Here is a 24,642-nt window from a genome sequence, read left to right as displayed (position 1 = left end):
ATAACCAAATCCTCTAATATCTATTATCCACCACTTACAGGAGGAATGAGTGCAACAGTGTCCCCGCTACGCACTTCAGCATTTCCCCTCGTATATATTTCGTTGACTGCAACCATCACGTTTTGTGCAGTATCAACACCATATACCTCCTGTAATTCTATTTTAATCTCATCAACCGTTGTTTGATCTTTTTGAATGATGATTTGTTGTTTACCGGCCTTCTCAGCAAGGCCGGCGAACAATAATACGCTAATCATGCCGCTTCCCTTCTTTCTCGTTAAGTTGGAGAGTACTAGGTTTTCCATCCGGGTAAGAAACGGTTTCAAGCTGATCACCTATCCAAGCCTCCCCATCTTCCCAGTATTCCTTTTTCCAAATAGGAACTATTTCCTTTATTCGTTCAATCGCATATTCATTGGCTTCGTATGCAGCTTTCCGATGAGGTGATGAAACAGCTATTGCCACTGCAATGTCACATATCTCAAGAGTGCCAATACGATGTACAATGGCAGCTTCTGTATCAGGCCAGCGTTTTTTAATTTCTTGTCCAATTTGACTCAACATGTTTTCCGCCATTGGTATGTATGCTTCATATGTTAAACGCAGCGTTTTTTTGCCATTTGTCCATTCTCTTACCGTGCCTATGAATGTCGTAATGGCTCCCGCTTTGCGTCTTGTAACATGCTGAATCAATTCATTCACATCAATTGGCTCTTTTGTGATGTTAAAAAGTTCATTCATACGAGGCTTCCCCCTTCAATAAATTAAAAGCAAATGTGATCCCGCGCTTGTCAAATGCTGAAAACACAGGAAACGGGTATTTCTCGGAGAACTGTATTTCTTTATTGAAATAAATGGCTGCTTGTATATGAGAAAGTGTCGAAAGATCAATGAGTTCCTGTTGGTCTTTGACACACAGGATTTTGCGGTAAGGCGCCTGTTTGTATCCTTCGATCAAGACGGCATCTAAAGGAAGATGCTGACACATGTTGACTAGTTGTGCAAACGTCATGTGCTGCATGAAAAAGTGACATTCACCTTCTCCCTCCACACCAGCAGCAAACGCACCCGCTTGAACATATCGATCCGTATCTTTTTGTTTGAACAGACGGTCTGGCTTTCCGCCATGTCCATGATGTTTGAAGCAGCCTAGCTTCATTTCTTCTTCATCCGCCAGCTGACATAATTTTTCGATCAGCGTCGTTTTACCACTATTTTGATAGCCCACGACTTGCAGAATGTTTAATTTGTCATCCAACATGGAGCACCGCCTTCGTGGTGAAATAGCAGAACGTTGACCTGGTCACCTGCACTAAACCCTCTTGTTCCTCCAGGCAAAACAATGAAACAATCAGCATGAGCAATAGATGTCACCGCACTAGATTTATCAAGACCTGTTGGCGTCACACTCAGCTGGCTGCCAGCGAAATCAAGTGATGCTCTAACAAATCGAGTGAACGGATTGGTTTTTGGAAAATCATGTGTCAGCTTCGCCTCAGCAAAAACAGGAAATGGCTTTTCTTTCAAACACCATTTATAAATGATCGGTTTGACAAATAGCTCAAAGCCAACAAAACAGGCAGCCGGATTTCCTGACAGCCCATACAGCAGTTGACCATTCGGCAGCGCAGCAACGGTCGTCACACTTCCAGGTCTCATGGCCACTTTATTAAACAACACCTCTGCACCTAGTTTTTCATAAATAGCAGGTAAAAAGTCAAAATCACCAACTGATACACCACCTGTTGTGATGAGCATATCTACTTTGCTTAAGGCTGCTTTTACGGCTTCATAGCTTTGATCAAAATCATCGGATACACCGCCTAAATCAAGCGGTTCTCCTCCAGCTTCAAGAACCTGGGCGTAGACCATACTCAGGTTACTGTTTCTAATTTTACCGTCCACCATGGCATCACTTACTTGTAGAAGCTCGGTACCTGTTGAGATGATACCGATGACCGGTTTTTTGACGACTGGCACAACCGCATACCCGAACGTTGCTAATATCGCCGTCACGCCTGGGGTTACTTTTGAGCCTTTTTTGATCATGACGTTCCCTTTGAGGGTCTCTTCTCCTTGCCGAGAAATATTGTCACCCTTTTTCAGAGGTCTTTTAAGTGACATCATTGATTTACCGTCTTTTTCAAACGTTTTCGTCAATTCGAGCATGATCACAACATTTGCTCCTTTTGGCATCTTCGCTCCTGTCATGATGCGAATCGCTTGAAAAGGACCGATCGTTTTTGCAGAAACAATACCTGCCCCAATATGATCAATGACCTCAAATTCAACCGGATGCTCGCTTGATGCTTCCTTTGTATCTTCTGCCCGAAGTGCAAAACCATCATACGGAGAACGATCAAAGGCAGGAACATCATGGTCTGCTAAAATATCCTCTGCAATCCATCTTCCAAGGCTGTTCTTTAAAGGAACCCATTCGACTTGTCCATGTTTTTGAAATTGGTGGACTTTCTTTACTGCCTCTTCTACTGGAATTGGCTGTCGTCTTTCCATCACTTCTCACTCCTATATGCCTAGCAGTCTTGCTAGTAATGAATTGGCTACTCTTTCATCATTTGTCCCATGGATTAATACACGTCCTCCTTTAAAACAAACGATACGGTGTCTTTCATAGCGTATATGAATTAAAAAATCGTTCACTTCCACCTCACAAATAGATGACAGACGCTCTTTTACATGCTGAAATGAAAGGTTTTCCAAATCCTTCGATATGATCTGAATGGTGTCACGCCCGCAAAGAATCGCTGTTTTTTTTCGCTGTTCATCTAAATATGGATACGTTCTATGTGTGCCGCAAGATGGACAGCTTTCCTGCTTCGTACGAGATACATCCATTTTAAACGAAGACGACTGCCACAAATCAAACGTGACAAACTTTCGCTCCATTTGCTCTTCATGCCCTGTTAAATATTTTAATGCCTCTGTCTGCTGATAAGCCGACACCATTTGGACAGCAGGAGAAATAATACCAGCTGTATCACATGTCAAACCCCCAACAGGCACTGAGGTAAACACACATGATAAGCAAGGTGTTTTGCCCGGCAAAATGGTCATATACATTCCCTGACTGCTCACACAGGCACCGTAAATCCAAGGCGTATTTGTTTCTAAAGATAAGTCATTCATCACCATTCTTGTCTCAAAATTATCTGTCGCATCAATGACGATATTTGCTTTTTGGAATAAAGGTCTTAACAGCTCTACTCCTGCATCTTCAATAAGAGCGTGAATGGTCACTTCATGGTTGATCTCTTGGAGACGTTTTTTCGCCGCTGCCGCTTTTGGCACATGCATCTTTGCATCGTGTTCAGTGTACAGCTGCTGCCGCTGTAAATTTGAGAATTCGACATAATCACGATCTACAATCGTCAAAGTACCAATTCCAGACCGGACAAGCCCTTCAGCAGACGCTGTTCCAAGTGCACCAGCTCCAACAATAAGGACATGACTTTCGGCAAGCGCAGACTGCCCTTTTTTCCCTACCGGAGGGAACAAGATTTGCCTTGAATATCGCTCGTTCAATATTGTTCTCTCCTCCTCGTTTTTATGTATCATATCATACCGTTTTCAGGTAAATCGCTTCTTTTATTGATATTATGAAATTCATTTGGTGCTACGTTCAGTTCGTCGGCTGGAACAACCTGGACGTGAAGTTTTTGCAGTAAGTCTTTGATAGCTAATTGATTCTCTTTTAAACACGCAGAAATAAACGGAAGACTGCGGCGGTGATAAAGCGCAAATAACGGCTGTAATCTTCCCTGCACCATCGGAACCACAGCATCTACATGCTCATGGCAATAAGAAGATAAAGCGACGGCTGTCTCTTTTCGTATGAATGGCATATCACATGCCGTCACTAAATACCAATCTGCTTCTTGCTTTTGCATAGCGGTATATATACCTGCAAGCGGGCCATACCCGCGCACCTGTTCATCATCTAACCAAACAGCTTGTTCCCCTCTTGCTTTGAAAAAAGGCAGAAGCTTCGGGTGACTGATGATGATGGTTTCCCCTTTCAAAAGTTGCTCTTTCACATGTTCATATAGTGGTTTCCCCTGATAGACATGACTTGCCTTCGGCTCTCCAAAACGCCTAGAAGCGCCTCCGGCTAGTATCACATTCACTATACTCATCATCTCATCCCCTTTAATATGGTTGTTCTAATCGCACTCATTTCGCATACTTTATTGATAACATGAATAAGGAGGGTCTACCTATGAACCGGCGCCATGCTTCTCCCCTATTCCATGATCTGTCTCAAGAAAACCTATTTTTAAAAGCTGAAACGGCCAAATATCAACAGATGATTTCAGATTTTCAGTCCACGTATACGTATGCTAAAAACAAGAAGCTATCTCAAGAATATCATGAGATGAAAAAGGATTTCACTCAATTAAAACAACAATTGGATGAAATGACCATTGACCAAGACCAAGCATCATCTAAAATACAGGATCTCTCTTATAGCAAATCGGAATTATTACATAAAATCGTCCTTCTTCATGAAATGCTGCAAAAGGAAACCTATCATAGACGAAAAGAAACAGAGGAAAAGCACCGATTGCATTTGAAGGTTGTAAAATATAAGGAAATGTCTCAGCAACTACAGGAGCGTTTACTAGACCAAGATAAACAGCTTGCAAAAGAGGAGAAAAAAGGAAATACTTTATCCGCTGTGATTGAAAAACTGCAGCAAACTCTAGGCGATAAAAACGCAGAGCTTCATTTATTACAAGAAGGCGTCCGGCATCTACAGGAGCGTTTTTATGAAACACAAGAAAAATTACTGCAAATCGAAAAAGCAAAAGAAGCCATTTTTTATGAAACGCTCACGAGCTACCAAAAACAGTTAGCCGAAAGCGAGGAATGGATCGCTTCTCATTTTGCTGATATCGACCAGTCAGCCCAAACAAATGCCGAGCTGTTCTCACAAGACCCTATTTTGCAAACAACCGAAGAAATAGGACCGATTTTGAAGAAACTAAACGAACAAGTAGAAACACTCCAGGCAAAAGTTGATGCGGTGCAGCGGAGTGGAGAGGTCATGACAGTGAAGATCGATGGATTTAAAAAACAGCGCGACAACATGCCCAAAGAACGAAAGATTGTCTATACAGTTGATCAAAAAAAGTGATTCATTCATCACGTACGCAAGAAAAAACTGCTGGCATTTACGCCCAGCAGTTTCTTTTTTATTTATTCGTCTTCTGTTTGAATGTCGCCTTCTAAAATATACTGTCCGCGATAAGGTTTCTTCACTTCTGGGTACATTTTAATTAAGCTTTGCATAAACGTTGTCATATTTGGAATTTCAAGACCGCTCTCTTTTTCAATCTCTTTTTGAAGTTCAGAGCTTTTAATCGCCGCATTATGACGCTTTAATGTTTTGATTGCAGCTTCACGAAGCTTAGCTGCCTTTGATCCAGGTCTAGCTGTGCCTCTTCTGCGTCTTGTAGATCCTTCAGGAATACCTACAGGTGCACCATTTAGCTGACCTGTTCCTAAAGATGATGTAACGTTTGACTGCGTTTGCGCAGGCTGCTGGTAGCTTCTCATTTCTTGTGCAGCCAGCTCAGCTAATACAGGCAATGAATCCGTTTTTCTCTCTGTACGCACTTCTTTTTTTGTATCTGTGACGAGACCTGTACCTTGACGGTCTAATTCTCTTAGTTTTGCGTAAATCGCATCTCGTTCAATTTGATATTCACGGATGACCTTTACTTCTGCTTCGTTTAATTGTTCCAATCGTAAACGTAACGCTTCCCTCTCATTAAACAATGGATTTCCCCCTCATCATATAAAAAATATTCTATAGTAAATATTAGATTAGAAAACTAATTTTATCAACTATTTTTTTATCATTTTACAGTTTGCTATCAGATAGGTATTTCCAACTAAAATTTTGCCAAAGAAGAAAAATCGGCACCCATTTCATTGCCACTATAGGCTTTTGACCACCTTTAAAATATTGTAAAAATTTTGAATAAATGCTTATACTACTTGATTTATATAGTTATTTACCAAACTGAAATTTCTTTTGTGCAAAAACGTTCTGAATAGTAAAAAGTTAAAATCTTTACATTTTCATTTCAAAATAAAAATGTAAATAGGTCATAATACCTTTTTATTTCAGGAAATTTTTTTAATGAAATCCCTCATTTTCTCTTTTCTTAGGCATTCCACCTACAATCATATTCATCCAGTGCAATATGTCTCCTATTTTTCCCCATGAAAAAACCCCCATTCATGGGGGGAAAGCCTATTCTGCAGCCTTTTCAGACTCAGAAAGAACTCGATTGACGCGTTTTTCAAGCATTTTCATACCGCTTCCGCCAGCTTGGAAGTGGCGTAAAGCACCTGTTTTATCGAATACATAATAAGCTGGTACATATTCGTTCTCAAATGCTTCTGTTAGTTTATGGTCGCTGTCTACAAAGATTGGCTGTGTGATTTCATGCTCATTTGCAACCTCTTTGATTTTTTCTAGATCTAGGTCATCCTCTGAACGTGGCATATGAACTGCGATCACGTTTAGTTGATCCTTGTATTCATCACGGAATTGGTTCACTTGCGGCATCGCCTCTTTACAAAGGTGGCAGCTAACTGACCAGAAGTGGATCAATGTTGGTTTATCACCAATTAATTCTTCTCTTGTTACTTCTCCATTTAACCATTCTTTTGCACCAGTTAGTTCTGGCATTGGTTGACGTAATTTCATTTTGAAGCGCCTCCATCCATTGTATGTCTCGAAACAAAAAGGTCTAACATCAGTTAGACCCCAGCGTGTAGACAAACCCTCGCATTCTTTGTCAGTCCTGCGTGCTGGTGCTCACGAATGTCAAATTCGCTTTGCGCCAGTACTCGTCCTTCCTAGGGCTGCAAAGGTTTTCTATCACGCTGAAAAGAAGACAAAGGGCTAAAATAAACAACATTTTAGCCCTTTGTCAACAATCTGAAGGTCTAACACCAGTTAGACTGTTTCTTCAACTATCAATTAAAGTGTTTTTTGACCAGGTTTCCAGTTCGCTGGGCAAAGTCCACCAGTTTGTAATGCTTGAAGAACACGTAGTGTCTCATCTACATCACGACCGATATTGTTGTGGAATACTGTTTGATATTGAAGTTCGCCTTCTGGGTTAATGATGAATAGACCACGAAGTGCAATTCCTTCTTCTTCAATTAAAACACCGTATTCTCTAGATACTGTGTGGTTTGTGTCAGCAGCTAGTGGGTATTTTAATTCTCCAAGACCATTGTCTTTACGATCTGTGTTGATCCAAGCAAGATGCGTATGGATTGTATCAGTAGATACACCGATGATTTCTGCATCTAAATCTTCAAACTCATCATAACGATCGCTCATTGCTGTAATTTCAGTTGGACAAACAAAAGTGAAATCCATTGGATAGAAGAAAAGAACTGTCCATTTGTCATTCTTGATGTTTTCCTCTAAACTCACTTTACCAAATTCCTTATTAGCAAGTACTGCTTCCATTTCAAAACGTGGAGCTTGTTTTCCTACAAAACGCTCTGCCATATGTAAATCCCTCCAAAAATAATATCTTTATACAGACTTCTTAGCTGTATATAAAATGAGAATCAATAGGTTAAATTCTCATTTAGTTAATAACTTCACAAATATAATTATAATACTTAAGCGATTTTTAGTCAATATTAATTAATAATAAATTTAATTAACGATTTGTCACAATCTCTCGCTCCAACTATTAAAAGTTTAACATGACTTGCATAAGGGAACAAATGATTAGCTTCTCATTTCGCACATACATAGAAAGGTTTTGAAGATCATGAAAGCACTTGAACAAGTAGATTGGGTTTCCATCATCATGAATATCAGTATGATTTTTCTAAAACTCATTGCTATTTTTGTGATTTATTTTATCATCAGAGCGATTGGAAACAAGATGATTAAGCGTGCCTATTCAGCATTCTCTGAGAAGCACGATGTCTCTTTATCACGAGCTCAAACGCTGCAAAGTCTTACCTTAAATATTTTCGCCTACTTGCTGATTTTTATTCTAGTTGTGATGATCCTCGACTTATTTCATTATAACCCAACCGCCTTGCTGGCTGGCGCAGGTGTTGTAGGACTTGCCATTGGATTTGGCGCTCAGGGATTAGTGAGTGATATTGTGACAGGCTTCTTCATACTGCTCGAAAAACAATTTGATGTCGGTGAGTATATAACGGTTGCTGGTTTTGATGGGATCGTTGAACAAATTGGACTGAGAACAACACAGCTTAGAAGCTTTGATGGCACTCTTCATTTCATTCCGAACCGAAGTATACTCAATGTGAGCAATCATTCACGAGGGACGATGCAGGCACTCGTTGATATCGAATTATCCCCAGATGAAAATGTGGATCAGATGATCACCACTTTGCAAGCAGCCTGTGATGAAGTTCATGAGAGCATGCCGCAAATCATCGAAGGTCCTCAAGTCGTTGGAGTGGAGGCATTTGGCTCCTCATCTCTCGTCCTTCGTATCATTGCAAAAACTGAAACGATGGAGCAGTGGCGTGTCGAACGAATTCTCCGCAAAAAAATGAAAGAAGCACTCGATCTAGCCAAAGAGCAAAAAGAACCAGGGTCATAATATCCTGGTTCTTTTTTGTTAGTTTTATTGAACACGCTGTTCTACTTCTTGACAAATTTCATCAGCCGTCATACCTGACGCTGTAATGACAGATGCCTTTGTCGTTGTGTCTGAAATGCCAAGAACATTTGAATCTAACCCTGTGACCACATAACAGTCACACTGATCCATTTGCTGTTCATTTTGAATACGTACGACATCATACCCTTTTTGCTTCAAAAGTTCTTCTACATCGGATAAAGATGGTTCTACACCAATTCTTGTCATAATCAAGAACACCTCCTGTTCATAAGGTGTACAGGAGACCATTTGATTATTCATTCACCTGCTTGCTTTTTAAAATAAGCTGTCATGACGTTTACAGCTGTTTCAATCGCATTTTCGTCAGGAGTGAGTTTTGCATGGTGCAGACCATATTCTGAATCTACCCCTAGCCAAAACATGAACCCAGGATATTTTTTCAGCATGTAGCCGAAATCTTCTCCTGTCATCGCTTCTCTGCATTCAATGACATTTGCAAGACCTTCTTCGGCTACATATGACATAAATTCCTCTGTCAAATCCTTTGAATTGTCCACTTCGTAATAAGATGAAGGGTATCGAACTGTCGCCTTGCATTCGTAGCCAATTTCAATTCCCTTTGCAAGTGCTTCAATTCGTTTTCTCACCTTTTCCATAGACTCTGGCGAGAGCGTGCGAATGGTTCCATCCAGCTTTGCGTGCTGCGCAATGATATTTTGAGCAGTGCCACCTGTAATCGTGCCAACTGTAATGACGGCACTATCAAGAGGGTCCACATTTCGTGAAATCACCGATTGCAGCTGCCCTACTAGTGCACTTGCAGCCACCACCATATCATTTGCTAAATGAGGGTATGCGGCATGCCCGCCTTTTCCTTCAAGATCGATCACAAGCTCACTCGTATTAGCAAATAATAGGCCCGGCTTTGTTGCAATCGTGCCGACTGGATATTCAGGTGCAATATGCAGCGCTGTAATAAAGTCTGGCGTCCACTTTTTTAGAACATCACTTGCAAGCATTGGTTCAGCTCCTCCTGGACCTTCTTCTGCCGGTTGGAAAATAAATAGCAGATCTTCTTTGATTGGCTGATGCACGAAATGATCAATGATACCAAGAGCAATGGTCATATGAAGATCATGTCCACATGCATGCATGTGGCCCTCATGTACCGATTGAAATGGGTAGCCCGTTTCTTCAGGGATAGATAAGCCGTCCATATCTGCACGATACGCAAAGACACGCGTAGGATTTGTCCCTTTTACTTTCACAAAAAGTCCAGTCCGCCATGTTTCCATCTCGATTCGATCTGTTGGGTACGATTCGAGATGCTTGATGAGGTAAGCTTGTGTTTTAAATTCCTTAAAACCAAGCTCAGGAATTTGGTGCAAATCTCTTCGAATGGATATTAATTGCTCACGATTTAACAAGTGAACTCGCTTCCTTTCCTCTATACGAATAAGACGTGGATATATCATCCACGTCTATGTCTTCAGCTGCGAATTGTGTCAATTAAAGCTGACGCAGTTCTTGTTTAATTTCAGTTTTACCTTTTGTTTTTTCATCAATGTCTTTGATTTTCTTTGCAGGTGTACCTGCTACAACCGTGTAAGGCTCGACATCGTTCACAACGATCGCTCCAGCTGCTACAACTGCACCTTTCCCAATGGTCACACCTTCTAAAACAACAGCGTTTGCACCGATAACAACATCATCTTCTACTACAACTGGCTTAGCAGAAGGCGGCTCAATAACACCTGCAAGAACAGATCCCGCACCGATATGACAGTTCTTACCTACTGTCGCACGGCCGCCAAGAACAACGTTCATATCAATCATCGTACCTTCACCGATGACTGAACCGATATTAATAGAAGCACCCATCATGATGACTGCATTGTCGCCAATTTCCACTTGATCACGAATAATTGCACCTGGCTCAATACGTGCTTTGATGTTTTTCAAATCCAACATAGGAATCGCAGAGTTACGACGGTCATTTTCCACGACAACATCTTCAATTTTGTCTTTGTTTGATGCTAGAGCTTTTTGAATTTCGCTCCACTCACCGAAGACAACACCTGTATTGCCTGTAATAAATGTTTTTGCATGTTCACCAAATTCAATACCTTCTAAGTCACCTTTAATGTAAACTTTAACAGGTGTTGATTTTGTACTATTTTGAATAAATGAAATAATTTCATTAGCGTCCATTTGTTTCATGTATGTATGTCCTCCTCTTAATTTATACTTCATTACTGTACCAAAGGAGAGTTTTAATGACAAGTGAAAGAATCGTCTGCGCCTTGGCAAATAAAACAAGCGGGCCTCTTTATCCCGCTTCTTGCTGGTGAAGATGAACAAATTGTCTACCAAAAGAAATCAATTCCTCTTCCTCGTTTCCTTCTGGATTCAGCTCAATTTTGATGGATGGCAGGACGATATCACCGCCCAGCTCCTTCACTTTTTCTTCAATTAAATCCACAGCTCCGCAAAAATGTTCATAAGATGTATCTCCAGAACCGAATACAGCAAATGCTTTACCCGTCAAATCAAGCTCTTCCATTTCCTCATATAGATCAATAAAATCATCTGGAAGATCACCATCTCCCCAAGTATATGCACCTAACAGAATGTGCGAGTAATCATGAAGAAGTTCAGCATCAATATCCATCGCTTCATGCCGGTCCACGCTAGCCCCAGCTTCCTTTAATCCTTTTTCGATTAAATCAGCCATTGCTTCTGTATTTCCTGACATTGTGGCATACACCAATAAAACTTTTTTCGTCACTTTTTCTTCCTCCTTATTAATGAATCAGTGCAGGTTCTTCATAAGGCCTGACAAACTTACTTTCATATAAACCCGCACAGAAAAAATTCTCATTTTGATTGGCGACACGAAAACCGTGCCCTTTGATCGTATCAAACCACTTGAGCTCTTTTTGCTCTATATCAAGCTGATACACCTTAGAAAATCCATGCTCGTCCTGTGAGGTGGTCACATACACAATGCCGTTATCCTCTGACACATCCAAAAATGATTCCTCTCGCGCAAAAGCTTGTGATTGAATATCATGCAGCATATTGGTATGTAAGTCTAAAATTTGAACAGATCCTCTTTTCCCTTTTTTAGAGCCCAACGCACAGACAAGGAGGTGTTCCCCGCAAAGCAGCATAGAAGCAGTCATTCGGTGCTCTTCTCTGTTTAGGAGAAAAACCTGTTCACTTTGCAAGTCATACACCCATATTCCTCCATGCACCTCATGAATCTGTGTTCCAATATAAAGATAATCGCCCGCTACACATAATGAGCGAATAACAGGGGGCTGATTTACATGAGCAAATGGCTTCATAATTTCCCAGGAAATTCCGAAATCGGTTGACACATAAATACTATGCTTTCCATGTGCGCATACAAACCCATCTTTGCGTCCTGTAATAGACCAAACAACTGCATTTGTCGGAAAAGATGATAGCGCCCATGTGTGGCCCTCATCTCCTGATCGTATGACAGTTCCATTTTCACCAACACCGAACAAATAAGGACCAATATAACTGATAGCATGGATTTTATGCTTAAGCTTAAAAAGCTGCTGCCATCCGCCCTCCACACTGTAATGGAAAATACCTTCTCGTTTGACAGCAACAAAGTAGCCGCCACTTTTAGACGCAGCAACAGCTGTCGCACCTTTATGAAACATGATTTTCAACTCTTTTCTCAGACAATGATGCCCACGTTAAAAAGCTCGTTGCAAACTCCTCACAGCACGCCACATCTTCATCTGTATCTGGCGCAAGTTCCATTTTCAATGTTTCAGGAAATACGGATGCACCTGTCGATTTCAGCATGTCATGAAAAGTATGAACAGCCTCGCAAAACTTCGGATAACTGTAATCCCCTGATCCAAATACCGCCGCTTTGATGTGACTAAGTTCAAGAGCTGAGACCTCTTCATAAAAATCTTCAGCTTCATAAGGTAAATCACCGTCACCCCATGTGTAAGAGCCGATCATGACATAATCGTATGAAGAAAGATCTTCTGCGCTTGTGTCGTCAAATTCCATCATCTCTGTCTCTATCCCTTTTCCTTCAAGCGTTTGTTTTAAGATCGCTGCCATATCTTCCGTATTGCCAGACATACTCGCAAATGCAATTAGTGCTTTCATCTATTGGTCACCTCATCTAAATGATAATCATTTTCAATTATTATATGTACACTTTAAATGATAATGATTTTCATTGTCAAATGTTTTATGAAAAGGTGCTGTTCAAAATAAACATGACGTACATCAAAAAACCGCTCATTCCAATTGGAAGGCGGCTTTAACTGATCATCACTCTATCTCTTTGTGATTTACTCTTTTTTTATTTCTGAATAAAATATGGACCGCAATCGGTTTCGTGCGTCATCACAAATGTCCAATTTTCTTCCCAATCCATGACATACAGATCGCTATAGTCCATGTGTCCGTCTGTATATGGCAATTCCTTCACTGACAGTTCCTTGGCGTTTTCAAACAGATACGCTTCTTGAGCAAATTGATAAAAAATCGTACATGTATGCTTTGATTGCTGATGAAAGGCATTGATCGCTGCCTCTTTTTCAAGGCATTCAACTTTTCCCCAGCTACATAAGTGCCATAGGAAACCATCCATCCCAATCTCTTTTTGTTCTTCTAAAGAAAGATGACTTGCAAAACGTCCACGCCATCTCTCGCGTAAATAAGTTCCCCACTTCGGTATATCCATCTTCTTTTTTTGTTGATTTCTCATCATTTCTTCCAGCTTTCTTCTTTTTCAGTATGAAACAGGTAAATCTATTAGAAACCTAATCAAACCACTTATCCTAAAAAAGCACCTCCTCTTCCAGAAGTGCTTACACTGCCTCACTTTCAAGCATTTCTTTCACCACACCAACAAATGCTTGAACTTGTTTTAACTGAAAAGAGGCTTCATATCCTAACAGCCACGTGTCACGTCCGATTTGCTCTCCATTTGCATCTACGAGCGGAGTTTTGTGTACACTTTTCTCATGATCATATAAGGTGACCGAAGGCAAAATGGCGTAGCCGATACCGTGATAGGCCATTTGTTTACATGTCTCAATCTGGTCCACAAGAATCGTCTGTTTTGGCGACACTTTAAACTTTTGATGCCACCAGTGCTGAATTTCTTGATAATAGGTGCTATCACTTTTAAATTGAATAAACGGGCGTTCTGTCTCAATTAACTCATCCACGTCCTTGATGACAGAATCGACTAAATATAAATGATCGGTCATTAAGTATTCCTTTGTGCCCTTCCAATCAGGATTCCCGCGAATGATGCCAATGTGGACATGGTCTTCATACAGACTTTTAAGCATCTCACTGCTCCAGCCGGTCACAAGAGATACCTTGGCATTTGGGTATTTCTCGACATACCGCTTCAGCACCTTTGGCAGCCAGTGCTGACCAATAATGGACGCAACTGCAAGCTTGAGTGTACCGTGTATGTCTCCTTCAAGCTCATCAATTCTCTCTCGCACTCGATCCTGCTCAGTCGTAACCTCTTTGGCAAATTGAATAATCTGTTCACCTGCTGAAGTCACTGTCAAGCCTTTTTGTGAACGAAAAAAGATTTTGGTTCCCCACTCTTTTTCAATCGTTTGCAGTCTTTGAGATAAGGCAGGCTGAGAGACAAAGAGCCGCTCTGAAGCCTTTCTCATATTCAATTCCTCACTAAGTACAACAAGCATATGTAACTCTTGAAGCTGCATGGGCACCCTCCTTCTCTTGATAAGTTTTTCTTATTCTATATGGTCATTATATAAATAATAGCTTATGAAGGCAAAAAAAATAAGCTGGGCTGCAGCTCATTTTTTTGCGGAATGAATGACCTCATTTAAGCGCTTTAATACAACACGCCGAGTGAAAATTCCTTCGAATACTTGCTCCTCATTTTCCACACAAACAAACCCATTATTCGTTACAGCGTGAACACCTTTTAAAACAGGATCAGTCGTTTTCAGTCTTGGAATATCTGATAGCATGACCTCTTCTACCTTCAATTGGTCGAGCTTTTCAAATTCAATTCGTTCTAAACCAAAGATTTTATCCATGATCATATTTGTTCCAATTAACCCGTGAAGGTGATAAGAAGCATCCAGAACAGGTATGGCTGTATATCCTGTTTTTGTCAGGACCAATAGGGCGTGCTCAAGATTATTTCCAATTTGAACGTGTGCCACTTTATCTGCATCAATCATATGCTCAGCTACTGTTGACTCAAGTAATTGAGCCGGTTCTATCTCTATCATGTTTCTTCGACCCCTTTTCTCTCAATCATCAATCATACATTCCCCTTTAACATTAAGCATAAACTAAAACGAATTTTGTCGAAAGATTTTTTTCTGCATAAAAAAGATACTCAGCGTAGAGTATCTAATAGAATGTTCAATCGATATTAATTCTCAAACCTTACTCTGTCATACAATGTGATCAATTTCTTATACGTATTGTCGTCGACATTTTTTGTTCCACATTCTATATCATTGATCTCACTGCTTAGTAATTCGACAGCATATTCCTGATTCAGTAATACGTTTAATAATAGCTTTTTCTCTTCTTCATTAAATCGATTTTCGATGACGCTCATTCAACATCAGGCCCCCTGTTTCATATATGCTTTTATATTGATTAGCAGGCGTTTGAATGTCTGCTTCCTCTCTATACAGCTAGAATAAGGAACTAGAATCGAATCGTCAACCGCACGTTTCGACAACGTTTGGAGAAAAATGACGGAATTTATTTTGTGTATCGATTGGCGTAGCAAAATGCTGCGTATGAGTCGGGTTTTATTTTTGCTTCAATTCCCATGGCTGTGATCATTCCGGTCATTTCCTGGATCAGCTCTTTTGTACTTCCTTTTTTGCCAATATCTAGATGGACTTCAAAACGAAGGTCTGCCCCTTCCTCAGCAAACGGAAGAAGCAAATCCATCAGTTCTGTTAAAGGTCCCTCAAGGATGTCTGCACATACCTTTTGGCTAAACGCTGTCTCTAATGAAATTTTTTCTCTAAGACTTTGTACAGGCCGATTCAACACTTGCTGCGTGAGACAGCCCCAAGCTCCTTTGCCGATCCGGTGAAGATGAATTGCAGTCATAAATGTTGTGACATTCTGATTGACCTGAGAGTCCGTACCAATTGATAGTACATAAACAGATCTCGGGTCTTTTTGAATAAAGTCTTTCAATCTCATGACAACATCAGAAAACGCTAAATGCTCTTCAGAAAGATTAAAGAAAAAAGAATCACTCACAGAAAGGAACTCCTTTTCAATGGTCTCTTATCCGAATATTGCACTGAATGATCATCTTCCATTTGTTCATCACTTATGAAGTGTATGCTTCCGCAATCAACGAAGGAATTCTCAGAAAAAACATTTCATACGATTCAGCTTAGGATTGTAGAAGCTCAAAAATCTCAATCGAAATCATATCAATGTTGTCAAATGGGAAAGTGTTTGGCTTATCCCCTTGTTGAAAAACAGTCAATTCAAACGTTTGATTCTTTTCGAAATACTTAACACTACAGATTTTCTCACCGTTCACTTCGAAATAACGCTGTGCCGGCTCGTTTGCAGCTTCTGCTGTCTCTTGAAGACTTTGCAGCCTTGTAATGATACCCATTAATTGTGACATTCTAAAAAAAGACTCCTTTCAAAAAAACAACTCAAGATGAACCCGTATTGATTATACACAAGTCCTACAAAGCATCATACCATAAAGTGTTCTCAGATGATATTTTTCCTCTTGAATTCAAAAAAAGAAAAAGAATCTGTTTTTTTATTTTGAGTCTTTTTTCTTATCTCATGCATCTTGTTTTTTATAAACCGGCCGATCTCATCAGGCGTTTCGCAATTTCGTCAAAATCTTCTTTTGAAATACCTGGAGCAAACTCTTCCGGCAAATCTCTATAATCTGGCACGGGTGCACCTTTTGGCGTGCCCTCAATAACTGTCAGCGGCTTTCCATCAATCGGATGGTTTCCTTTCCAAATTTGATTGATATCCTTATAATCCGTATCACTAAATGTATACAGTTTTGTATGAATATTCTGATCTTCAAACTTTCTTGCAGAATCAAAGTATTTATTGTCGAGATTTGGAATCGGCAGCATCTTCCCAACATCTACCCCTGTCGCTACCTCAAGGGCTTTTGCATACGCCACAACATGTACGCCGCCTCTGACAAGTAAATAACCGATCATTTCTCTTGCCGTAGGGTGATCCGTCATTTCATATACGCGCATTTTATGCGTACGAGCTCCGCACTCTAGGAAGAAGTTATGAAGAAGATCCAGAATCAGATTACCACTTGAGAACACATTCTCACCTGTCCACGGCTTTGCCATGGAGTCAAACGGATAGCCTGTTTGTGCCGTTTGGATAAAATGCTGCGTATTTCGTTTATCAACAGCCGCTTTCATCGGGGTCGTATCTGGATCGCCCCCATGTGTGGTTCCCGTAATCATGAGATTGACTGCAGTTGTCACAAGCTCTACATGACCGAATTCTTCAGCTGTAATACTTGATACAAGATCATAAAATGGTTTGAGCTTTCGTTTCCCTCTAAAGTTAAACGATTGAAACATGTAGTTATTTAATGTGGACATTTCACCAAATTTTCCGCCGAGTAATTCTTGCACAGCCGCTGCACCATTTGCATCTGGGTGATCTGGCATTGGTAAATCAATCAGCAGCCGCTTGTCACGTTTGATCATGACTTTTCCCTCCTACTGTCTAACTATCATCATTTAAGGTGTATGGATGAATTGGGATGTCCTATGCATGAAGGGAATGATTGGCGCACAAAAAAAACTTGGCGGGGGTAGCGCCAAGTTTTTTGGATCTTGATCTGATAGAGGGGTTGGGGAACAGAGAGTAGCTTCTCTCTATAACTAAATGATAATGATTATCAGTTTCATTGTCAACCATTTTTTCTATCTTTTTTCTAATAAAAAAAACAGCCACGACGGCTGCTTTTAAATTAATCCTTCCTGCTCATATAGATAAGCATACGGAAGATCTACAAACAAATACACGTCTCCCTCTAACGGATAAGAAAACGTTCGTATTCGTTCTCCAGTTTCTAAATCACTGTAGATATCGCTGAAAAATCCTTTTCCGCTAATTCTCATTTGAAGAATATTTGCTAGAAAATAAGGGCGCCAGCTCCAGTTTTTCTCTATATACTCTGGCTGAAACAGCCATTCTTTTTCTTTCTTAAACACATTTCCAGTAATTTGAAAACCTTCTTCATTACACATATAAATGCGAAAGCTGCAATCGGTTAGTTCAAGTGCCAGTTTTTGTATAAGTTCATCATTTGTGCTGCATGATTTTTTTAACGTACTGACGGCTTGGTGAATTCGCTTATAAAAGGTTTCAGAATGTTCATAGACAGCTTGGAGTTTCTTTTTCTCATGGGCAATGAATTGTTGAAATTCTTCTTTAAGCTGTTCTTTTCGTTTGTTACGGTCAATTAATTGTGCGTCAGGCTCGTGAAGGTAGAAGCCTTGAAAATATCTACCGCCATTTCTCCATGCATACTGCAGCTGAAAATTCGCTTCAATGTCTTCATAGATTAAAGCTGCTCCTATTTTTCTTGCAAGCAGTGAAATGCTGTATAACACATATTCATAGGAAGGAGATGGAGACGAAGCCCTTAAAGCCTGTAGATCTATTTTTAATAGATCAGGTGAAAGCAGAGCAATCCGGTCAAGATTGCTGCTTTCTTTCCCTATATTAGATACGGCGATTTTGATCCCATATGTACGATAATACGTTAACGTATGGTAAAGCTGTTCAATGTCGCCGCTAAACGTATGTTCAGTAATTTCAATGACAAACCGGCTAAGCTGTATACCCCTTGCTTCATATTCTTTTAAAAGTTCTAAAAAACTTTCGCCATGATCGAGCATGAGGACATTCGCATCATGATTAATAAAGATGAGCAAATCTTCATCTGCGGTCGTGAAGAGATCAAGTGCTTGACTTAATACTTTTTGATCTACTTCCAATTTATATTCGTCAGGAATAGATGAATCCGTAAAGAAGGAGCCTAGACTAACTGTTCCCGACTCAAGCTTCATTCTTCCAAGAATCTCATAGCCTATCACTTTTTGTTCCTCCGCACTGAAGATCGCTTGATAGTGCGGGAAAACATCTTCAATATTCGTTAAAATATCCAATGGATCGACCATTTTCATCACCTGCTTCTCTCTTTGTGTGATTATACCATATCAAAAGCAGGTCTTACACGATCATTCAAAATGGTGATTGGTTGAGCCATTGGCCCCCATCCATTGTAATACAATCTCCATTCATATAAGATGCATGCTCAGATAATAAGAAACTCGCAAGTTCTGCAATTTCTTCTGGTGTGCCTAGTCTACCGAGCGGAACACTATCTAATGTTCTTTGGGCAGCCTCTTCAGATTCCCACAGTTTATCAGCACCACCTGTTCTTTCAATGGGCCCCGGCGCAATGGCATTTACGCGAATGCGATATTGCTTTCCCCATTCCACAGCAAGCGTTCGGGTAAGCGACAGTACGCCTGCTTTTGCGGCTGCTGAATGCGCTACACCAACACCAGCCCCCCATGCATATGTGGCGACCATGTTGATCATACTTCCGCTTTTCTTTTGACGAATCCAATAGTTGCCCACTGCATGGCTGCAAAAAAAGGTGCCATTTAGCACAATATCAATGACCGCTTTCCAGCCATTAGGAGACAGTTTTTCTGCTGGAACTAAAAAGTTGCCTGCCGCGTTATTAATAAGTGCATCCACATCACCAAATGTATCTACCGCAAACTTCACCATTTGATCAGCATCTTCTGGATGTCGCACGTCCATTTGAAAAAAAGCGATCGAACCACCTTTCTGTTTGATTTCATTTGCCGTTGTTTCAAGGGTCTCTTCTGTTCTTCCAGTAATCAAAACATTCCAGCCCCCGAGTGCCAAATGAGTCGCCATCGCCTTTCCCATTCCGCTTGATCCCCCTGTGACAATCACTGTTTGCTTCGTCATTTGTTCTCCCCCTTTGTGTATTTTGAATGACTATTCATTCATTATTCGTCTATCATATCATGATTTCCCCTCCATGCACCATATAGGAGATTCATCAAAAATCATGCTATACTTAATTTTATTTTTAAAGGAGTCTTATATGAAGCAACTTTCCCGCAGGCAGTTTTTAAAAGGAGCAGCTGGTGCGAGTATTCTCGGACTTTTGGCGACCACATCCGGTTATGGCTATGCTCGGTACATTGAGCCGCGCATGATCGACGCCGTATCACTCACTATTCATGATGCTCAGCTACCGGCTTCGTTTAACCAGTTTAAAATTGCTCAATTTAGTGATGTTCATTTAAGTGATACATTTTCGGCAAAAGATTTAGAGACTGTTGTCCAAAAGATCAACGATGAATCTCCAGATCTCATTGTGTTTACAGGTGACCTTGTTGATTTTGAAGCATCGATTGAAGAACATGAAAAAGCCAAAGCCTCTTTGTCTAAGCTTGATGCTCCGTTTGGAAAGTTTGCCATATGCGGAAATCATGACTACGGACCATTTGGCATTGATCTATATGAGGAAACGATGAAAGCTTGTGGTTTTACATTATGTAAAAATGAAGTGTTTCACTTAGAAAAAGAAGGCGGACGCATACAGATCGCTACACTGGATGATCTCATGATGAGTATGCCTGATTACCATTTCATCAAACGAGAAGTCTCTTCTGATCTCTTTACGTTATTGCTTGTGCATGAGCCGGATGCCGCACTAGAGCTTGAAACAACACCTATAAACTTGCAGCTTTCTGGGCATACGCATGGCGGTCAAATACAGCTTCCTTTCTATGGACCGATTCTCACAGCACCTTTTGGGCGTACATATGTCGAAGGCTTATACGGTAGCTATCAGCACCGTATCTATGTCAACCGCGGGCTTGGGACAACTAGACTGCCGCTTCGGTTTTTAGCCAAACCTGAAATCACTTTTTTCACCTTAACATCTCACGTGTAAAGAGAAGCCAAATCACCTTTTCCTGCATATGTATAAACAAAGATCATTCTCATGACAAATGTTAGGAGAAACCTTACTGGGCCTGATCCCGTCCATATAGTATATGTGAGACGGGGATCACGGCTTCTTTTATTTGAGTAAAAGGAGTGTCCTTTCGTGCTGCGATACACGGTAAAAAGTGGAGAAACACTTGCTTCTATAGCACTTGATTTTCGAACAACGACAGATGCTTTAAAGGCTGCAAATCCGTCACTTCAAGCCCGCGAGCCAGAACAAAATGAAGTCATCATCATCCCTGGGTTACCGGATCCTAACACGATCCCTTACCGCATATCTGTGTCAATTTCAGCGAAACGTCTCGTGCTGTTTTCTGGATCACAGCTCTTGCGCTCATACCCGATTGCAACCGGCAGAATATTAAACATGACACCGACAGGTTCTTATTATATTGTCAACAGACAGCCAAACCCAGGAGGTCCCTTTGGCGCCTATTGGCTGAGCCTTTCAAAAATTCATTACGGCATCCATGGAACGAATAACCCGTCTTCAATTGGTAAAGCTGTGTCTAGAGGGTGCATTCGCATGTACAATCAGAATGTCATCGAACTTGCTTCAATTGTTCCAAATGGAACACCTGTGACCATTAGCCAGTAGGAGAAATTAATTGTACGAATGGTTAAAATTTTATATGATAGAAAGTGGGATCTTCAGGTTAAGGAGCGTATTTATGGATATTTTTAAAAACAGAAATTTTGTTCGTCTCTTTTTTGCAGCACTTGCCTCGCAAATGGGGACAACAGTAGGCAATATGGCGTTTGCCTTTTATTTGCTCGACCATTTTAGTCATCAGCCCGCTTACGCCACTTTAGCAGAGTTAATGTATTCACTGCCTACGATCTTTGTCTTTTTTATGGTCGGTGTGGTCGCAGACCGTTTTGATCGTAAAAAAGTCGCAGAGAATTGTGATTGGATACGAGCTGGGCTGACGATCGTTTTATTTATCGTCATTTATTTTAATTCACTGCCGCTTATTTTCTTGATCTTGTTTATACGAAGTGCCATTACGAAGTTCTTCTATCCAGCTGAAGCCTCTCTCGTTCAGGCCATTTTAAATAAAGATCAATATGCAAAAGCTGCAGGTTTAAATCAGATGCTGTTTAGTTTGTTTATGGTATTTGGTGTTGGAATTGGTGCCATTATGTATAAAACGATTGGACTTCACGGTGCCATTACCATTGATTTGGTCAGTTTTATTATTTCCGGTATTCTCATTCGATCATGCAATATTCCAATTGAAGCACGTCAGCCAAATGGACAAGCAGGCTGGAAAGGCATGACCGTTAAAACATCTCTAAAAGATTTTAAAGAAGGCATTCTCTATATTTTAAAAAATAAATTATTGGCTTCTTTAATTTTTGGCTTTTTTGTTTTTGGTCTTGTGAATGGCGCATTTGCCGTTCTTCCGATGTTTACAATGAAATACGGTCTTTCACCGGACCATTTTGAACTGCATACATCCTTTTTTACGATCGCGATCGGTGCCGGACTTCTAGTTGGAAGCTTACTTGGCTCTATTCTTGCGAAAAAGGTAAAGATGCAATATCTCATGTCGATTCCAATTCTAGTTGCAGGTATTTTAATTTTTGTCCTTGGTTCTACCCATACATTATGGTTATTTTATGTCACATCATTTGTCATTGGTACATGTATTGGTCCAGTCAACATTGTCATTGGAGGCTGGCTCCCAAGAATTGTTCACCCTCGTCTGATGGGACGCGTATCAGGGTGGGTTGATCCGCTCACCATGTTTGCACAATCAATGACGCTAGGTTTAATTGCCGTGTTATTTCCAAAGCTCATCACCAATGTTTCTTACATTTATTACGGAATGGGTATTATTATTTTACTCGTCTTCCTTTTTTACTTCATTACACTGCCAAAGTTCAGCAGAGAAGCTGCTGACTTAGATGTACAGCGTGAATTAAAAGGTCAGGGAGTACAATAGATGAAGCAAAAAGGGCTAAAATATACATTATTTTAGCCCTTTTTCTTCTTTTCAGCGTGATAGAAAACCTTTGCAGTCTAGGAAGGACGAGTAATGGCGCGGAGCGAATTTCACATTCGTGAGCACCAGCACGCAGGACTGACAAAGATTGCGAGGGTTTGTCTACACGCTGAAAGGACTTTCTTCTATAGAAAGTCCTTTTTTCATGGGTGTAACATAAACGACGATTATTTTTTCTGCTCATGGAAATGATTCGAAGCAAAATGAACGATTCTATCGACTGTATAAATGCTAATAAATAAGATGAGAAAAAGAAGAAAAGGATGAATCGGCCGATCATCTATCACGTACACAATGCCTCCAACGACAAAAGCGACCAATAAAGGAGTTAAAATATCTTTCAATCTAAACCGTCCTTTCTGTCCTCATTGACTTTGATCTTCATATTTTATAATATATTTTCCTTTTTATAAAATAAAAGGAATGTGCATAAAATTGCAACAATTTTAATAAAAAACCTTTACATTATTGGAAGTTTTATAGTAGGATAGTCAGGTTGGAGGTGAGGGGTATGTTAAAAAGCTATTATTTTATTCATACAAAAAATGATCAAGGACAATATGTTGTACATACAGAAGACTGCGCATTTTTAGGTGATGCAGCAAGTCGTACATTGATTGGTCTGCACATGAACAGTGAAAGCGCCATGGATGAAGCCAAAAAAATGACGAGTGAAACTGATTTTAACGGCTGTTTTTACTGTGCTTATTCTAGCCATACAAAATAGTCCATGTTTTTAAGCCATATGTTCGACTTTGATTGTCTTGCATATGGTAGATTTTATCCGGCAATCCCGTTCTCATATAAGTCATTAACTACCCATTTATTTTAAAACAGGTAGTTATCTATGTTTAATAGTTCACTTTATATACATTTCACACATTCAATTTACCTTATCATCTATCCAATGAACCCAATTTCTTCTTTTCCCCTCTTATTTTAGGCTGGTATAATGCCATGAATAATATCATGTATACAATACACGCTGTCCCTATCCACTGGAAAAGACCAAATGGCTCTTTTAACCAGAAAACAGTGGTTATCACTGCTGCAAGGGGTTCGACACTTCCAATTAAGCTTGAGTCCTTCGGAGATAAATACTTCAAACTTTCGATGTAAAACCAAAAAGCGACCATCGTTCCAAATACAATGACAAATAATAAATAGATATACGCTTCAAAAGGTAATTGAGACAGATTCACCTTCCATGGAGGATGGACCAAGCTAAGGGCAGCTCCCCCTATAAGCATCGCCCAGCCAACAACAACAAGTGAATCGAATTGTTTTAACAGGTTGATTGGATATAACGTATAAAAGGACAATGCCACGGCTGATAGTATTCCCCAAAATACCGCGACAGCTGGAACAGTTAATGTGGAAACGGAACCATTCGTCAATAAGAGAAACATGCCAACCAAAGCCAATGCGACCGTCAACATATCTCTTTTTGTAAAAGTGGATTGCCGGCGAAATACTAGATACACGATAATCATGACAGGTGCTGTATACTGTAGCAATGTAGCTACCGCAGCATTCCCATGATGAATGGACACCATATAAGTATATTGAACAGCTAACATGCCCATTAGTCCAAATATCAGCACTTGAATGGCCGTACTCTTCTTTTTCAACACGCCAATCAATTGCGTGCGTTCTTTCGTCATGTAATGAACAAATAAAAGCAACCCACCTGAAATGAGCAGCCTGACAGTGACCAGCCAATGGACGTCAATTCCATATTGCTGAAACAATTTTTGTGAAACGGTTCCTCCTACTCCCCAACAGATAGCTCCTATCAGTACAAGAAAGATTCCCTTTCTCCTCTTCATTTTTATTCTCCTCAATTC

The 24,642-nt window shown here is 40.3% G+C and carries 32 protein-coding genes; 6 read left to right on the top strand and 26 right to left on the bottom strand.

The genetic code is table 11. The features are described from left to right. Positions 1–23: 23 nt before the first annotated feature. Genes moaD through MHI41_RS06935 form a run of 6 tightly spaced genes read right to left on the bottom strand, consistent with a single transcriptional unit; the run spans position 24 to position 4,154 of the window. Positions 24–257: a molybdopterin converting factor subunit 1 gene (moaD, locus tag MHI41_RS06960; protein ID WP_008345159.1), complete on the bottom strand. Its 234-nt coding sequence runs from the start codon at positions 255–257 to the stop codon at positions 24–26. Further along, a complete protein-coding gene (locus tag MHI41_RS06955) occupies positions 250–741 on the bottom strand; it encodes a molybdenum cofactor biosynthesis protein MoaE (RefSeq protein ID WP_017367162.1) in 492 nt (163 codons plus the stop codon). The genes moaD and MHI41_RS06955 overlap by 8 nt, the downstream gene beginning before the upstream one ends. Beyond that, a complete protein-coding gene (gene mobB / locus MHI41_RS06950) occupies positions 734–1,261 on the bottom strand; it encodes a molybdopterin-guanine dinucleotide biosynthesis protein B (protein WP_342494668.1) in 528 nt (175 codons plus the stop codon). Before mobB ends, MHI41_RS06955 begins: the two co-directional genes overlap by 8 nt. Further along, positions 1,243–2,517, bottom strand: coding sequence for a gephyrin-like molybdotransferase Glp (gene glp / locus MHI41_RS06945; RefSeq protein ID WP_342494667.1), 1,275 nt, complete (start codon positions 2,515–2,517; stop codon positions 1,243–1,245). The genes mobB and glp overlap by 19 nt, the downstream gene beginning before the upstream one ends. A gap of 9 nt (positions 2,518–2,526) precedes the next feature. Beyond that, complete coding sequence (locus tag MHI41_RS06940) at positions 2,527–3,543, bottom strand: MoeB/ThiF family adenylyltransferase (protein WP_342494666.1); 1,017 nt, start codon at positions 3,541–3,543, stop codon at positions 2,527–2,529. A 29-nt stretch (positions 3,544–3,572) separates the two neighbouring features. Continuing rightward, entirely contained in the window at positions 3,573–4,154 is a 582-nt protein-coding gene (locus tag MHI41_RS06935; RefSeq protein WP_175387071.1) for a molybdenum cofactor guanylyltransferase, read from the bottom strand. Between the two features lie 83 nt (positions 4,155–4,237). On the opposite strand from MHI41_RS06935, the gene MHI41_RS06930 reads away from it, so the two are divergent. Continuing rightward, the gene (locus tag MHI41_RS06930) at positions 4,238–5,155 is read left to right on the top strand and encodes a hypothetical protein (protein ID WP_058213811.1); all 918 of its coding nucleotides are present in this window, start codon (positions 4,238–4,240) and stop codon (positions 5,153–5,155) included. Positions 5,156–5,217: 62 nt separating this feature from the next. Here MHI41_RS06930 and MHI41_RS06925 read toward each other — a convergent pair whose 3' ends face one another. The 3 genes from MHI41_RS06925 to ahpA form a co-directional block, all read right to left on the bottom strand. Then, a complete protein-coding gene (locus tag MHI41_RS06925; protein WP_017367156.1) occupies positions 5,218–5,799 on the bottom strand; it encodes a hypothetical protein in 582 nt (193 codons plus the stop codon). Positions 5,800–6,280: 481 nt separating this feature from the next. Continuing rightward, the gene (locus MHI41_RS06920) at positions 6,281–6,739 is read right to left on the bottom strand and encodes a TlpA disulfide reductase family protein (protein ID WP_008345174.1); all 459 of its coding nucleotides are present in this window, start codon (positions 6,737–6,739) and stop codon (positions 6,281–6,283) included. Positions 6,740–7,015: 276 nt separating this feature from the next. Next, entirely contained in the window at positions 7,016–7,558 is a 543-nt protein-coding gene (gene ahpA, locus MHI41_RS06915) for a biofilm-specific peroxidase AhpA (RefSeq protein WP_007498654.1), read from the bottom strand. A 271-nt stretch (positions 7,559–7,829) separates the two neighbouring features. Between ahpA and MHI41_RS06910 the strand changes: the two genes are divergently transcribed. Then, positions 7,830–8,639, top strand: coding sequence for a mechanosensitive ion channel family protein (locus tag MHI41_RS06910; protein WP_342494665.1), 810 nt, complete (start codon positions 7,830–7,832; stop codon positions 8,637–8,639). Positions 8,640–8,663: 24 nt separating this feature from the next. Here the strand turns inward: MHI41_RS06910 and MHI41_RS06905 are convergent, their stop codons facing one another. From MHI41_RS06905 to fadH, 15 genes are all read right to left on the bottom strand, one after another. Further along, entirely contained in the window at positions 8,664–8,906 is a 243-nt protein-coding gene (locus MHI41_RS06905) for a YkuS family protein (protein ID WP_003211408.1), read from the bottom strand. Positions 8,907–8,956: 50 nt separating this feature from the next. Continuing rightward, entirely contained in the window at positions 8,957–10,135 is a 1,179-nt protein-coding gene (locus tag MHI41_RS06900; RefSeq protein ID WP_048001606.1) for an N-acetyldiaminopimelate deacetylase, read from the bottom strand. 34 nt (positions 10,136–10,169) lie between these two features. Beyond that, positions 10,170–10,880, bottom strand: coding sequence for a 2,3,4,5-tetrahydropyridine-2,6-dicarboxylate N-acetyltransferase (gene dapD, locus MHI41_RS06895; protein WP_342494664.1), 711 nt, complete (start codon positions 10,878–10,880; stop codon positions 10,170–10,172). A 109-nt stretch (positions 10,881–10,989) separates the two neighbouring features. Beyond that, positions 10,990–11,448 (bottom strand): flavodoxin, encoded by a 459-nt coding sequence (locus MHI41_RS06890; RefSeq protein ID WP_008347989.1) that lies wholly within the window; start codon positions 11,446–11,448, stop codon positions 10,990–10,992. Positions 11,449–11,464: 16 nt separating this feature from the next. After that, positions 11,465–12,358 carry a hypothetical protein gene (locus MHI41_RS06885; RefSeq protein WP_041092408.1) on the bottom strand — a complete coding sequence of 298 codons (894 nt, stop codon included), beginning with the start codon at positions 12,356–12,358 and terminating at the stop codon, positions 11,465–11,467. Next, positions 12,348–12,824, bottom strand: a complete 477-nt coding sequence (locus MHI41_RS06880; protein WP_008347992.1) for a flavodoxin — start codon at positions 12,822–12,824, stop codon at positions 12,348–12,350. Before MHI41_RS06880 ends, MHI41_RS06885 begins: the two co-directional genes overlap by 11 nt. 199 nt (positions 12,825–13,023) lie before the next feature. After that, a complete protein-coding gene (locus MHI41_RS06875) occupies positions 13,024–13,431 on the bottom strand; it encodes a DUF4275 family protein (protein WP_057079609.1) in 408 nt (135 codons plus the stop codon). A 103-nt stretch (positions 13,432–13,534) separates the two neighbouring features. Further along, positions 13,535–14,416, bottom strand: a complete 882-nt coding sequence (locus MHI41_RS06870; protein WP_007498669.1) for a LysR family transcriptional regulator — start codon at positions 14,414–14,416, stop codon at positions 13,535–13,537. A 96-nt stretch (positions 14,417–14,512) separates the two neighbouring features. Continuing rightward, positions 14,513–14,956, bottom strand: a complete 444-nt coding sequence (cbpB, locus tag MHI41_RS06865; protein WP_007498671.1) for a cyclic-di-AMP-binding protein CbpB — start codon at positions 14,954–14,956, stop codon at positions 14,513–14,515. Between the two features lie 146 nt (positions 14,957–15,102). Continuing rightward, entirely contained in the window at positions 15,103–15,294 is a 192-nt protein-coding gene (gene abbA / locus MHI41_RS06860; protein WP_008347999.1) for an antirepressor AbbA, read from the bottom strand. Positions 15,295–15,443: 149 nt separating this feature from the next. Beyond that, entirely contained in the window at positions 15,444–15,959 is a 516-nt protein-coding gene (locus MHI41_RS06855) for a ribonuclease H-like YkuK family protein (RefSeq protein ID WP_142154910.1), read from the bottom strand. 139 nt (positions 15,960–16,098) lie between these two features. After that, complete coding sequence (locus MHI41_RS06850; protein WP_003212254.1) at positions 16,099–16,341, bottom strand: DUF1797 family protein; 243 nt, start codon at positions 16,339–16,341, stop codon at positions 16,099–16,101. 184 nt (positions 16,342–16,525) lie between these two features. After that, complete coding sequence (locus MHI41_RS06845; RefSeq protein ID WP_019743902.1) at positions 16,526–17,422, bottom strand: manganese catalase family protein; 897 nt, start codon at positions 17,420–17,422, stop codon at positions 16,526–16,528. A gap of 261 nt (positions 17,423–17,683) precedes the next feature. Next, positions 17,684–18,904, bottom strand: a complete 1,221-nt coding sequence (locus MHI41_RS06840) for an EAL-associated domain-containing protein (protein WP_026050082.1) — start codon at positions 18,902–18,904, stop codon at positions 17,684–17,686. A 64-nt stretch (positions 18,905–18,968) separates the two neighbouring features. Beyond that, positions 18,969–19,733, bottom strand: a complete 765-nt coding sequence (fadH, locus tag MHI41_RS06835) for a 2,4-dienoyl-CoA reductase (RefSeq protein ID WP_249670231.1) — start codon at positions 19,731–19,733, stop codon at positions 18,969–18,971. A gap of 139 nt (positions 19,734–19,872) precedes the next feature. On the opposite strand from fadH, the gene MHI41_RS06830 reads away from it, so the two are divergent. The 3 genes from MHI41_RS06830 to MHI41_RS06820 all read left to right on the top strand — a co-directional run bounded on the left by MHI41_RS06830 (position 19,873) and on the right by MHI41_RS06820 (position 22,735). Further along, on the top strand, positions 19,873–20,730 hold the full coding sequence (locus MHI41_RS06830) for a metallophosphoesterase (protein ID WP_342494663.1): 858 nt from the start codon (positions 19,873–19,875) through the stop codon (positions 20,728–20,730). A 156-nt stretch (positions 20,731–20,886) separates the two neighbouring features. Continuing rightward, complete coding sequence (locus tag MHI41_RS06825; RefSeq protein WP_178930098.1) at positions 20,887–21,384, top strand: L,D-transpeptidase family protein; 498 nt, start codon at positions 20,887–20,889, stop codon at positions 21,382–21,384. A gap of 73 nt (positions 21,385–21,457) precedes the next feature. Continuing rightward, entirely contained in the window at positions 21,458–22,735 is a 1,278-nt protein-coding gene (locus tag MHI41_RS06820) for an MFS transporter (RefSeq protein ID WP_008348012.1), read from the top strand. Positions 22,736–22,962: 227 nt separating this feature from the next. Here MHI41_RS06820 and MHI41_RS06815 read toward each other — a convergent pair whose 3' ends face one another. Further along, entirely contained in the window at positions 22,963–23,139 is a 177-nt protein-coding gene (locus MHI41_RS06815; protein ID WP_008348014.1) for a hypothetical protein, read from the bottom strand. Positions 23,140–23,306: 167 nt separating this feature from the next. Here MHI41_RS06815 and MHI41_RS06810 point away from each other — a divergent pair, with 167 nt between their 5' ends. After that, the gene (locus MHI41_RS06810; protein ID WP_008348016.1) at positions 23,307–23,522 is read left to right on the top strand and encodes a hypothetical protein; all 216 of its coding nucleotides are present in this window, start codon (positions 23,307–23,309) and stop codon (positions 23,520–23,522) included. Between the two features lie 169 nt (positions 23,523–23,691). Here MHI41_RS06810 and MHI41_RS06805 read toward each other — a convergent pair whose 3' ends face one another. Beyond that, positions 23,692–24,624, bottom strand: a complete 933-nt coding sequence (locus MHI41_RS06805) for an EamA family transporter (RefSeq protein ID WP_342494662.1) — start codon at positions 24,622–24,624, stop codon at positions 23,692–23,694. Between the last annotated feature and the right edge of the window lie 18 nt (positions 24,625–24,642).

This window comes from Bacillus sp. FSL M7-0307, assembly GCF_038627835.1.
GTDB classification, from domain to species: domain Bacteria; phylum Bacillota; class Bacilli; order Bacillales; family Bacillaceae; genus Bacillus; species Bacillus altitudinis.
The sequence above is the reverse complement of the archived record's forward strand: the minus strand, read 5'-3'. Positions and strand labels throughout refer to the sequence as shown.

Coding starts and splice junctions, on each gene's coding strand:
- moaD (WP_008345159.1), bottom strand. CDS start 257: ATGATTAGCGTATTATTGTTCGCCGGCCTTGCTGAGAAGGCCGGTAAA.
- MHI41_RS06955 (WP_017367162.1), bottom strand. CDS start 741: ATGAATGAACTTTTTAACATCACAAAAGAGCCAATTGATGTGAATGAA.
- mobB (WP_342494668.1), bottom strand. CDS start 1,261: ATGTTGGATGACAAATTAAACATTCTGCAAGTCGTGGGCTATCAAAAT.
- MHI41_RS06935 (WP_175387071.1), bottom strand. CDS start 4,154: ATGAGTATAGTGAATGTGATACTAGCCGGAGGCGCTTCTAGGCGTTTT.
- MHI41_RS06930 (WP_058213811.1), top strand. CDS start 4,238: ATGAACCGGCGCCATGCTTCTCCCCTATTCCATGATCTGTCTCAAGAA.
- MHI41_RS06920 (WP_008345174.1), bottom strand. CDS start 6,739: ATGAAATTACGTCAACCAATGCCAGAACTAACTGGTGCAAAAGAATGG.
- ahpA (WP_007498654.1), bottom strand. CDS start 7,558: ATGGCAGAGCGTTTTGTAGGAAAACAAGCTCCACGTTTTGAAATGGAA.
- MHI41_RS06910 (WP_342494665.1), top strand. CDS start 7,830: ATGAAAGCACTTGAACAAGTAGATTGGGTTTCCATCATCATGAATATC.
- MHI41_RS06905 (WP_003211408.1), bottom strand. CDS start 8,906: ATGACAAGAATTGGTGTAGAACCATCTTTATCCGATGTAGAAGAACTT.
- MHI41_RS06900 (WP_048001606.1), bottom strand. CDS start 10,135: ATGATATATCCACGTCTTATTCGTATAGAGGAAAGGAAGCGAGTTCAC.
- dapD (WP_342494664.1), bottom strand. CDS start 10,880: ATGAAACAAATGGACGCTAATGAAATTATTTCATTTATTCAAAATAGT.
- MHI41_RS06885 (WP_041092408.1), bottom strand. CDS start 12,358: ATGTTTCATAAAGGTGCGACAGCTGTTGCTGCGTCTAAAAGTGGCGGC.
- MHI41_RS06880 (WP_008347992.1), bottom strand. CDS start 12,824: ATGAAAGCACTAATTGCATTTGCGAGTATGTCTGGCAATACGGAAGAT.
- MHI41_RS06875 (WP_057079609.1), bottom strand. CDS start 13,431: ATGAGAAATCAACAAAAAAAGAAGATGGATATACCGAAGTGGGGAACT.
- MHI41_RS06870 (WP_007498669.1), bottom strand. CDS start 14,416: ATGCAGCTTCAAGAGTTACATATGCTTGTTGTACTTAGTGAGGAATTG.
- cbpB (WP_007498671.1), bottom strand. CDS start 14,956: ATGATAGAGATAGAACCGGCTCAATTACTTGAGTCAACAGTAGCTGAG.
- abbA (WP_008347999.1), bottom strand. CDS start 15,294: ATGAGCGTCATCGAAAATCGATTTAATGAAGAAGAGAAAAAGCTATTA.
- MHI41_RS06850 (WP_003212254.1), bottom strand. CDS start 16,341: ATGTCACAATTAATGGGTATCATTACAAGGCTGCAAAGTCTTCAAGAG.
- MHI41_RS06845 (WP_019743902.1), bottom strand. CDS start 17,422: ATGATCAAACGTGACAAGCGGCTGCTGATTGATTTACCAATGCCAGAT.
- MHI41_RS06840 (WP_026050082.1), bottom strand. CDS start 18,904: ATGGTCGATCCATTGGATATTTTAACGAATATTGAAGATGTTTTCCCG.
- fadH (WP_249670231.1), bottom strand. CDS start 19,733: ATGACGAAGCAAACAGTGATTGTCACAGGGGGATCAAGCGGAATGGGA.
- MHI41_RS06830 (WP_342494663.1), top strand. CDS start 19,873: ATGAAGCAACTTTCCCGCAGGCAGTTTTTAAAAGGAGCAGCTGGTGCG.
- MHI41_RS06820 (WP_008348012.1), top strand. CDS start 21,458: ATGGATATTTTTAAAAACAGAAATTTTGTTCGTCTCTTTTTTGCAGCA.
- MHI41_RS06810 (WP_008348016.1), top strand. CDS start 23,307: ATGTTAAAAAGCTATTATTTTATTCATACAAAAAATGATCAAGGACAA.
- MHI41_RS06805 (WP_342494662.1), bottom strand. CDS start 24,624: ATGAAGAGGAGAAAGGGAATCTTTCTTGTACTGATAGGAGCTATCTGT.